Source organism: Ignatzschineria cameli (assembly GCF_003121895.1).
In the GTDB taxonomy this organism is placed as follows: domain Bacteria; phylum Pseudomonadota; class Gammaproteobacteria; order Cardiobacteriales; family Wohlfahrtiimonadaceae; genus Ignatzschineria; species Ignatzschineria cameli.
The window spans coordinates 87,103-97,632 of the sequence record NZ_QEWW01000006.1 but is presented as its reverse complement, the minus strand read 5'-3'; the positions used below and the strand labels follow the sequence as shown (position 1 = coordinate 97,632).

7 protein-coding genes are annotated in these 10,530 nt (G+C 42.1%); 1 reads left to right on the top strand and 6 read right to left on the bottom strand.

The features are described 5' to 3' along the window. The 6 genes from DC077_RS08450 to DC077_RS08425 form a co-directional block, all read right to left on the bottom strand. Positions 1-2,195 (bottom strand): Ig-like domain-containing protein (locus DC077_RS08450; protein ID WP_109217956.1); only part of this gene is annotated, 2,195 nt, incomplete at its 3' end. A 326-nt stretch (positions 2,196-2,521) separates the two neighbouring features. Continuing rightward, positions 2,522-2,974 carry a hypothetical protein gene (locus DC077_RS08445; RefSeq protein ID WP_109217955.1) on the bottom strand — a complete coding sequence of 151 codons (453 nt, stop codon included), beginning with the start codon at positions 2,972-2,974 and terminating at the stop codon, positions 2,522-2,524. Positions 2,975-3,246: 272 nt separating this feature from the next. Beyond that, positions 3,247-5,640 carry a DNA topoisomerase (ATP-hydrolyzing) subunit B gene (gyrB, locus tag DC077_RS08440; protein ID WP_109217954.1) on the bottom strand — a complete coding sequence of 798 codons (2,394 nt, stop codon included), beginning with the start codon at positions 5,638-5,640 and terminating at the stop codon, positions 3,247-3,249. Positions 5,641-5,875: 235 nt separating this feature from the next. Then, positions 5,876-6,970, bottom strand: a complete 1,095-nt coding sequence (recF, locus tag DC077_RS08435) for a DNA replication/repair protein RecF (protein ID WP_157953520.1) — start codon at positions 6,968-6,970, stop codon at positions 5,876-5,878. Positions 6,971-6,976: 6 nt separating this feature from the next. Continuing rightward, positions 6,977-8,077 (bottom strand): DNA polymerase III subunit beta, encoded by a 1,101-nt coding sequence (gene dnaN, locus DC077_RS08430; RefSeq protein ID WP_109201992.1) that lies wholly within the window; start codon positions 8,075-8,077, stop codon positions 6,977-6,979. 348 nt (positions 8,078-8,425) lie between these two features. Continuing rightward, a complete protein-coding gene (locus DC077_RS08425; RefSeq protein ID WP_275663931.1) occupies positions 8,426-8,995 on the bottom strand; it encodes a gamma carbonic anhydrase family protein in 570 nt (189 codons plus the stop codon). A 267-nt stretch (positions 8,996-9,262) separates the two neighbouring features. Between DC077_RS08425 and pheA the strand changes: the two genes are divergently transcribed. Beyond that, positions 9,263-10,420 carry a prephenate dehydratase gene (pheA, locus tag DC077_RS08420; RefSeq protein WP_109217953.1) on the top strand — a complete coding sequence of 386 codons (1,158 nt, stop codon included), beginning with the start codon at positions 9,263-9,265 and terminating at the stop codon, positions 10,418-10,420. Positions 10,421-10,530 lie beyond the last annotated feature (110 nt).

Genomic DNA, 10,530 nt, shown 5'->3' with positions numbered 1-10,530 from the left:
ATCCCCTCTTCATTACCGGCAGTGATGGTATAAGTTATCTGATCACCATCAAGGTCCAGATCAGATCCTGTCAAGTTATCATTAACATCATAGATCTTAGTACCAGATGCAATATTCTCATCAAAGGTAACCGTCGCATCCTCAATCTCTGGCGCATTATCATTGAGATTATTCACTTTAACCGTAATCTCTGCGGTATCTGTAAACGTACCATCCGTCGCTGTCACGGTTAGTTGATGCGTAGGCAACGTTTCATAATCTAACGTTTTTCCTTCCGCAATAGTGATCACGCCTGTATTAGGGTCGATCTCAAAGATCCCCTCTTCATTACCGGCAGTGATGGTATAAGTTATCTGATCACCATCAAGGTCCAGATCAGATCCTGTCAAGTTATCATTAACATCATAGATCTTAGTACCAGATGCAATATTCTCATCAAAGGTAACCGTCGCATCCTCAATCTCTGGAGCATCGTTCACAGGCGTGATTATAATCGGAACTTCAACCGTCACTTCACCGCCCTGACCATCTGAAACAATCACTTTAAAGCTATCATCACCATTGAAATCTGGATGAGGTTTATAGGTATACTCACCCGTTTCTGGAGTTAACTCTAACGTCCCATTCTTAGGCTGTTCAGCCACGGTATAGGTTAAATCATCACCATCCACATCAGTAGCAATAATCTGACCTTCTTTCACCGTATCTTCTTCTATCGTAAAGCCTTGCTCAGGATCTGCTTCTGGATCAGTATTTATTATTTCATCCTCAACTCCAGGTTTATCATCACCCGTAGAACCACCATCGCCTACGCCTGGTTTATCGTCACCGGTAGAACCACCATCGCCTGCGCCTGGTTTATCGCCACCCGTTGAACCCCCATCGCCTGCACCGGGCTTATCACCACCCGTAGAACCACCATCACCTACGCCTGGTTTATCGTCACCGGTAGAACCACCATCGCCTGCGCCTGGTTTATCACCACCGGTAGAACCACCATCGCCTGCGCCTGGTTTATCACCACCCGTTGAACCCCCATCGCCTGCACCGGGCTTATCACCACCCGTAGAACCACCATCGCCTACGCCTGGTTTATCGTCAGCGGTAGAACCACCATCGCCTACGCCTGGTTTATCGTCACCGGTAGAACCACCATCGCCTGCGCCTGGTTTATCACCACCCGTTGAACCCCCATCGCCTGCACCGGGCTTATCACCACCCGTAGAACCACCATCACCTACGCCTGGTTTATCATCACCCGTAGAACCACCATCGCCTGCACCTGGTTTATCGCCACCTGTAGAACCACCATCACCTACACCTGGTTTATCGCCACCGGTAGAACCACCATCGCCTGCGCCTGGTTTATCGCCACCCGTTGAACCCCCATCGCCTGCACCGGGCTTATCACCACCCGTAGAACCACCATCGCCTACGCCTGGTTTATCGTCACCGGTAGAACCCCCATCGCCTGCACCTGGTTTATCGCCACCTGTAGAACCACCATCACCTACGCCTGGTTTATCACCACCCGTAGAACCACCATCACCTACGCCTGGTTTATCGTCACCGGTAGAACCACCATCGCCTGCGCCTGGTTTATCGCCACCCGTTGAACCCCCATCGCCTGCACCTGGTTTATCGCCACCTGTAGAACCACCATCACCTACGCCTGGTTTATCATCACCCGTAGAACCACCATCGCCTGCACCTGGTTTATCGCCACCTGTAGAACCCCCATCGCCTGCACCGGGCTTATCACCACCCGTAGAACCACCATCATTAGCCTCTTTTCCTGGTTTTCCACCATCAGTTAAAGGTGAGTCTCCATTGCTTGCCTCATCTTTCTTTGAAACAGCACCATCACTATCACTACTCGATGATAATGCCGCAACAAGCCCACCAGCAGCCACTCCTCCTGCTAAAAGAGGTAACCATGGAATGCCGTTATCATCTTCAAAAAGAACATCCGAATGAAGATCATCATGAAGAACAAAGAAATTCTCAATAACGATGACTTGCCCATTTTTGAGCTTCAAAACAAGGTTATTACCTTCTTGGATAAACTCAGCAACATCGGCACGATATAGCCCTGTGTGAACAATAGAGGCATCATGCAACACAATTTTGGAGCCATTAACGGTCATTTCGTTAGATGATTTTTTATTAACAACTAAGAATGTTGAGCTAGACATAATCTGGAACCTTGATTTTTTTAATTACTGAGGAAGGATAATAAATAGGTTTAAAGTCGGCATGCTACATACAACTAATGATAAGAGAACACTATTTATCGGCCTAAATTTCGAGCAAAGAAGGGCAACTTAAAGAAGCTACTTCTTTAACTAAGTGTTTTTAAGTGAGTTTAATTATATTTACAAAATAAAGACGAATACTAACCATTATTTATATATTATAGGTGCAATTTTAAATATATTCTATTAATATAAATTAAATTAAATTAAATTAAATTAAAATCATTTAATAATAGCCGGCTTATTAGCTAATTTAAAATCGAATATTATTGGGCATTTGAGCTATAGAGTGGCTTTAACGTGTTTTTAATAATAAAAGGCTTACCTTTAACATCTACGGATAATATATAATCTTGATAGTATTGACTATTATTGACACTCATATCCATATCATAGACCGACTTCTGCCCTAAGCAGTTTTCAACACGAAAACTATAGCTCCCTGGGCTGAGGTAATATTGCTGATGTTCATTAATAAGATAACTGCCAACATATTGATCATTAATATAGAGTTCAATAGGGCAACTATTTTCTGTCAACTTACTATTGTCACCAATCTTTCTGTCTCTCTCTACGTTTACAAGAAATTTATCTGTCGAATTCCCCTCTAAAGGAGGATAATATTCTACAGCGGCATTCACCGTTGTAAGCACCATTAAGTGCAATAAAAACGTTGCAATGAAACCTTTACCGACTATCTTTAAAAAACGCTTTTTCATATAACTTTTATATATTCATCATAATGTGGAATTGCTTTTAAGCATCAGGTGCCTAAAATTAACTCACTTATTATATATATGCACAAAATATATGTCAATATTCTTCAAGAAATGTATTGTTTTAATAAATTATTGAGAGCTTATAAGAAATTGTTTTGCATCTCCTGCGCCTTAAAAGAAAAATGTTAATATAAACATTAATTTTTATAAAAGATAAAAAGCCCTACCGTAATGGCAGGGCTTCTCAGCTATAATGTGGCTTCTAAAGTTTTCTATATATCCAGATTACCAACCATCTGTGCATTCTCTTCAATAAATTCACGGCGTGGCTCTACTTCATCCCCCATTAACATGGTGAATACTTCATCTGCTTTTACCGCATCCTCTACCTTAACTTGTAATAATCGGCGAGATTCTGGATCCATAGTTGTTTCCCAAAGCTGTTCAGCATTCATTTCACCCAGACCTTTATAGCGTGAAACCTGCTGTCCTTTCTTCGCTTCATTAATCAACCAATCTAATCCCTCTTTAAAACCAGAGATCTTATAAGTGCGCTCTCCTCGTTGAACGAAAGCGCCAGGCTGAATCAGCGCATGCAACTCTATTGCGAGAACGGCAATCTCTTGATACTCATTAGAATTAATAAAACGAACATCGATAAGATAACGGTCAACAATATTGTAGCGCTCACTTAAGATCACGATCTCTTTGCTCTCTGGATCTGCTTCTACTCTATAGTTGATAGCCCCCTCAGAGATATCACGCTGTAACTCCACCTCTAACATTTTGGCCCAATCTACGGCTTCAGCACTTGCTAACATCTCTTCCGTTAATGCCGGCATCTCAAGTAGATGATAGAGCACCTCTTCCGGCACTCGGTGACCAATTCGATGGATAATATGCTCAACTCTCATCAGCTGTTTTGCTAACGACTCCATTACAATAGAAGAGATCGCCGGCGCATCACTACTTGGATGCATCGATCCATTTTCTAATGCTGTATTTAAGAAGTAGAGTGCGAGCTCATTATCATCTTTAATGTAAGTCTCTTGTCTTCCGCGTTTCACTTTATAGAGTGGCGGTTGTGCAATATAGATATGTCCACGCTCAACGAGTTCACGCATCTGCCGATAGAAGAAGGTTAAAAGCAATGTACGAATATGCGCACCATCCACGTCCGCATCCGTCATGATAACAATTCGATGATAACGTAATTTATCAGGATCAAATTCATCACGGCCAATCCCACATCCTAATGCTGTAATCAAAGTCCCGATCTCAGCAGAGCTGATCATGCGATCAAAACGAGCACGCTCCACATTTAATATCTTTCCTTTTAATGGAAGAATTGCTTGGAATTTACGGCTACGACCCTGCTTAGCAGATCCACCCGCCGAATCCCCTTCCACAATAAAGAGTTCTGATTTTGCAGGATCCTTCTCTTGACAATCTGCCAATTTCCCCGGTAACCCAGCAATATCAAGTGCGCTCTTTCTTCGTGTATTTTCACGCGCTTTTCTCGCCGCTTCACGCGCCATTGCTGCATCAATAATCTTAGAAGTGATCGCTTTAGCATCTTCAGGTCGCTCTAAAAGAAACTCCTCTAGACGTTCTGCTAAGATACTATCAACCACAGGGCGAACTTCGCTCGATACTAACTTCTCTTTCGTCTGTGAGGAGAATTTAGGACCCGGAATTTTCACAGAGATAATCGCAGTTAAACCTTCACGCGCATCATCTCCCGTTGTAGCAACTTTTGTTTTCTTTAAAAGACCTTCCTCTTGCATATAGCGATTGAGTGTCCGTGTCATCGCCGCTCTAAAACCAGCAAGATGCGTTCCACCATCACTTTGTGGAATATTGTTGGTATAACAGAAGACGCTCTCCTGATACCCATCCGTCCACTGAAGAGAGATCTCAACACTGATATTATCTTTTTGACAATTACAATAGAATATTTGAGGGTGAATCTTATTACGATTTTTATTGATTAGCTCTACATACGCTTTAATCCCCCCCTCATATTGGAAGACATCCTCTCGATCATTACGTTCATCACGTAAAGTGATACGGATACCAGAGTTAAGAAAGGCGAGCTCTCTTAAGCGCTTATAGAGCGTATCGTAATCGAAATCGATATTTGTGAAGACCTCTTTGCTCGGCTTAAAATAGACAGTAGTTCCGGTACGATCCGTTTCACCAATCTCTCTTAAAGGGTAATCAGGATCTCCTAAAGTATACTCCTGCTCATGGATCTTCCCATGTTTATGAATGATTAATTTCAGTTTAGAGGAGAGCGCATTAACAACAGAAACCCCAACTCCATGCAGTCCACCAGAGATCGCATTATCTTCAAACTTTCCACCGGCATGAAGAACAGTCATAACAACTTGTGCCGATGATACTCCCTCTTCAGGATGAATCTCAACGGGAATACCACGACCGTTATCTGTCACTGTTACAGAGTTATCGACATGAATTGTGATGCTAATATCGTCACAGTGTCCTGCTAATGCCTCATCGATGGCATTATCGAGAACTTCAAACACCATATGATGAAGACCGGTACCATCATCGGTATCTCCAATATACATTCCAGGGCGCTTACGAACAGCATCTAACCCTCTTAAAACCTTGATACTTGGAGATTGACTTTCAGTTGTCATTCACAATACCTCTTTATTGATTCTGATAAAACTTTTATAAAAACTTATGAATCTGTCGAGCCCATTATGTGAACCTCGATACGGAGATATCTTTACCCCTTCATGAAGATTCTATAAGTTTTATATGATAATTTTATGTGATAATTTTGTATGATAATTCTGTAATCATTTCGTAATCTGCCTGCCATTATCGCAATGGCGACTGACTCGCAATTATTATCGTAATAGCACTCGATTATACCATTTTTTGCGCAATCCCGTCATTAAGTTGATAATGCCCTCTTTGTGAGATTAGAGTGCTATCCATCAATTCTGGAAACTCCTCAATCTCAAGACAGGTGACAAATAGTTGCGACTTCTGGGCGACTAACTCCTCAAGCAAGATGAGTCGCTTCTCTTGATCGAGCTCTGCTGTCAGATCATCCATTAAGAGAATAGTTGAAGAGCTTTGTAGATGCTGATGCAACTGAATCTGAGAAAGCATCAGCGCAATCGTTGCTAATTTGATCTCGCCGCGCGAAAGATGTTGCGTGACTATGCGCCCATTACAACGTAAGGTAAAATCTCCTCGATGAGGACCAACCCGAGTGAATGTCATCTGCCGGTCACGCGCTCTTGCGCTAAAAAGCTCTTCATATAAGGCGCCTTCTGTAAAACCAGAGAGATAATCGAGACGCCAAACAGCATCTTGATCGACTAACTTACCAAGCAACCCCACAATTGCAGGAGTGATCTCCTCAATAAATGTGCGACGATAGCGATTTAAGATCTCTCCTGATTCTGCCAACTCCAGTTCAATACTATTTAAAACCGCATCGGAGTATCCCCCCTTCAGAGCCGCATTACGCTGTGAGAGCGCCTTATCATAACGCTGCCAAATGGCCAGATAAGCCTCATAGTTCTGAAACAGCCCCCAATCCATAAATTGACGACGGGCTTTCGGTTCTGCCATCAACTGCGTACCCGTATCAGGACCGAGAAAAAGCATCGGCAACAACTTTGCAAGATGGGAACGTCGACGAATATTTTCTCCATCCTGTCTGACGATTAAATCTGCTTTCGTCCGCTCAATTCCTAATCGTGAAGTCAATGTGCCATCTAAAGATTGAAGCTCAGCGATTACGCGTAGATACTCTTCCCCCTCACAGATTGCCTGATTAATTCGGGAAGTTCTAAAGGAGTTTGTTTGGGATAAAAAATAGATCGCTTCAAGCAGAGAGGTTTTGCCTGAGGCATTTTTTCCGACAATTAAATTAAATTGCGAGTCAAAATCAAACTTTTGACTCGCTAAATGTCTAAAATTTTCAACTTGTAAAGATTGAATAATCACTCTGATTTAGAGTCTCATCGGCATAACAACATAGCTTACGCCATCGCTATCTGAGTTTTGAATTAGGCAACTCGAATTGATCGCAGTAAAGCTTAAACGAACCATATCATCATCTAATACTTTCAAAGCATCGATGAGATATCCTACATTAAATGCGGTTGTAAAAGTTTCGCCTTGATAGTTAACCTCAACTTCCTCCTCGGCTTGCTCCTGCTCAGGATTATTAACCTGCAGCTTTAACAAATAATCGGAGACAGTAAAACGAATACCGCGGAATTTATCTTGAGAAAGTACCGAGGCACGATTTAAGGCCTCAATTAACCCAACGCGATCGGCAACAATAATCTTATCCCCTAAAGGTGGAACAACACGCTTATAATCTGGGAACTTGCCGTCGATTAGCTTAGTTGTAAAGACAATGCTTCCTAACTCTACACGTAGATGATTTTCACTCAACTCTAAATGAACCGGCGCAGATTCATTTTCGATCAGCTTGAGTAGCTCTTCAACCCCTTTTCGCGGGATTATAAGCTGCTTTTGCATCTCAGAGCTCTCAGGTAATTGTAGATATGAAACAGAGAGACGATGCCCATCCGTTGCTACAGCATTCAGTTCCGTTCCATTCACATCTAACAATAGACCATTTAAGAAATAACGCACATCTGAAACGGCCATTGAAAAAGCAACTTTCTCAATAAGACGACGAAGCTCATTCTTCGGTAAAGTTAAGGTCTTCTCAAATTCAAGATGATCCGATACTGGATACTCATCAACAGGAAGACAACTTAACGTAAATCGTGAACGACCTGCTGTAATAATTGCACGCAGATTATCAACTTCAATCTGCACCTCTATCCCTTCCGGCAACGCCTTTAAAATATCGAATAGCTTTCTTGCAGGAAAGGTAATAGATCCCTGCTCTACAGGGATATGAGGAAATGAGCAGGTCAGCTCAATCTCCAAATCAGTGGTAGTGAGCGTAATCTCATCATCACTCGCAACACATTTAACATTCGCTAAAATGGGAAGCGTCTGCGTTCTATCAATTACACCGATGATCGCCTGCAGAGGCTTCATCAACTGTTCTCTTTGAATAACTAACTTCATAGGTCCTCTTTTAGTCTCTTCTTGGGTGAGCGATAGATATCGACGTTAACCAATATCTTTCTGAAATCGTCTCACATAAGATGTCGCTCACTATTACAGATCTGACATTTTGCAGATATTGATCTTCAAAATTATAGCATGATATTTAGTAGCTTGCCATTGCTAAAAGCAAGTAGAAATCGGCGATTTCAGGCAATAGCCACGAATTATCTTGCTCTACCAGACTTATCCACAAACTTGTTAACAACACCAATCAATCACTATCAAAAGTAGGCATCAAAGATGACAAAACTCTCCGTTACAACTCATTATAAACTGCTATAAGCGGTTATAAGCTGTTATGACCTACTATAACCCCTCTTTAAGATATCGATCTTTCAAGGAGACATATTGTCTAGCTGAAAGATAGAGTCCTTCAATCTCCTCTTCACTCAGAACTTTAATTCTTCGTGCCGGCGCGCCAACCCAAACCTCACCACTCTTTACCACCTTTCCCGGTGCTAAAAGGGCACCCGCTCCCAAAATACTATGGGGTTCTACCCGTGAGCCATCGAGTAAAATAGCGCGCATTCCAATCAAAACGCCATCACCAATGGTACATCCATGCAACATTGCGCCATGACCAATCGTGACATCATTACCAATAATAGTAGGATAACCATCAGGAGGATTGGCACCCACATTTGTTACATGAATAATAGAGCCATCCTGAATATTTGTCCGATCCCCAATTCTTACGCGATTCACATCCGCGCGAATCACTACTCCCGGCCAAATTGAGACATCTTCCCCCATCTCAACATCACCAATAATGGTTGAACTTGAGTGAATCCAACTCTTCTCTCCCACCTTCGGGCGCATCCCTTCAAAGGTGATAATATTCTCTGCCACTAAATTTCCTCTCATCGACTCTGCCATCAATCTATCTCCTGTATCTCCTAGACTGCTCCTAAACTGTCCCTAATCTACAAATTTATATGCTTCTGATCCATCATAATATCAATCGTAATATCAATCGTAATATCAATCGTAATTAAGGATCATAATGTGAATGATCATTGTCATTCTATAACAATTCATTCTATAGTAATTTGATCGACCCAAAATTATTAATAATATCGTCGTCATCAGAAGATCATAGATTAACAAAAATATTCAATCATCAAATCGTGTATGGAATAGAGAATGAAGAAGAGAGTCACAACAGAAGAGCAGATCTCCCAAACTGGAGAACAAAAGCGAGAGATAACAGCAGAAGAGAGTGCAAACGCAGATCCTTTAGCGCCTCACCGAAAGGCTATCGATAAAATTGATAGTGAGATTTTACGCCTTCTCAATGAGCGAGCAAAAGAGGCAAAAGCCATTGGTGATATTAAGATCGCAAGTGGCGATAGTGAGATGTATCGTCCTGAGAGAGAGGCTCAAGTCTTAAAGAGCAAAATGAAAGCTAATCCTGGCCCTATTCCAGATATCGATATCGCGCGCCTCTTTCGTGAGATTATGTCTGTCTGCCTCTCCTTAGAAAAGCCTCTTAATATTGCCTATTTAGGGCCGGAGGGGACCTTTACAGAAGAAGCTACGATCAAGCACTTTGGTGCAGCGGCGAAACGGCTACCGATTCGAACAATTGATGAGATCTTTCATGCGGTCGAATCGGGGAAATTTGATTTTGGTGTCGTCCCTATTGAAAACTCTACCGAAGGGGCGGTTAATCAAACACTCGATTGTTTTCCCACCTCAAATGTCTATATCTGTGGTGAAACAGAGTTAAAGATCCACCAAAACTTAATGTCCCATGAATCTGAGCTACAATCGATCAAGACTGTTTATGCTCATCCACAATCCTTAGCTCAATGTCGCTCCTGGCTCGATGAGTATCTTCCTCATGCAGAGCGTATCGCTACAAACTCCAATGCCGGTGCAGTTCAACGCGCCAATAACGAATCGGGAACTGCGGCCTTAGGAGGGAAGCAAGCGGCTGAAGTTTATGGTGTTCCCATATTGGAAAAAAATATTGAAGATAATCTCACCAATAGTACGCGGTTTCTAATTATCGGCACAAAACGAATTCCCCCTAGTGGTAATGATAAGACCACTATTGTCGTCTCCGCAAATGATCGTCCTGGCCTTCTGCTCCATCTGATTGCACCGCTCTCAAAATATAATATTACAATGACAAGAATCGAATCTCGTCCCTCCAAAAATAGTAATTGGAGCTATATCTTCTTTATCGATGTCTTAGGGCATTTTGAAGAGCATGGTTTAAAACTAGCGCTTAAAGAGATTGAAGAGGTCTCCTCTTTCTTTAAAGTATTAGGCTCTTACCCGGTTGCGCTCTACTAGTGTTGATCGATCATTGCGATCAGCCTACTGATTTCCATGTAAGTTCAAGGAAAAATGCAGCAGTCATTGCAACGGTCATCAATGGTAGAATAATAAAAATAGAGAGAAAA

Bases quoted from the DNA above. Each gene is read 5' to 3' on its own strand.
- DC077_RS08425 (WP_275663931.1), bottom strand. From the start codon at position 8,995: ATGGCAGAGTCGATGAGAGGAAATTTAGTGGCAGAGAATATTATCACC.
- pheA (WP_109217953.1), top strand. From the start codon at position 9,263: ATGAAGAAGAGAGTCACAACAGAAGAGCAGATCTCCCAAACTGGAGAA.
- dnaN (WP_109201992.1), bottom strand. From the start codon at position 8,077: ATGAAGTTAGTTATTCAAAGAGAACAGTTGATGAAGCCTCTGCAGGCG.
- DC077_RS08445 (WP_109217955.1), bottom strand. From the start codon at position 2,974: ATGAAAAAGCGTTTTTTAAAGATAGTCGGTAAAGGTTTCATTGCAACG.
- gyrB (WP_109217954.1), bottom strand. From the start codon at position 5,640: ATGACAACTGAAAGTCAATCTCCAAGTATCAAGGTTTTAAGAGGGTTA.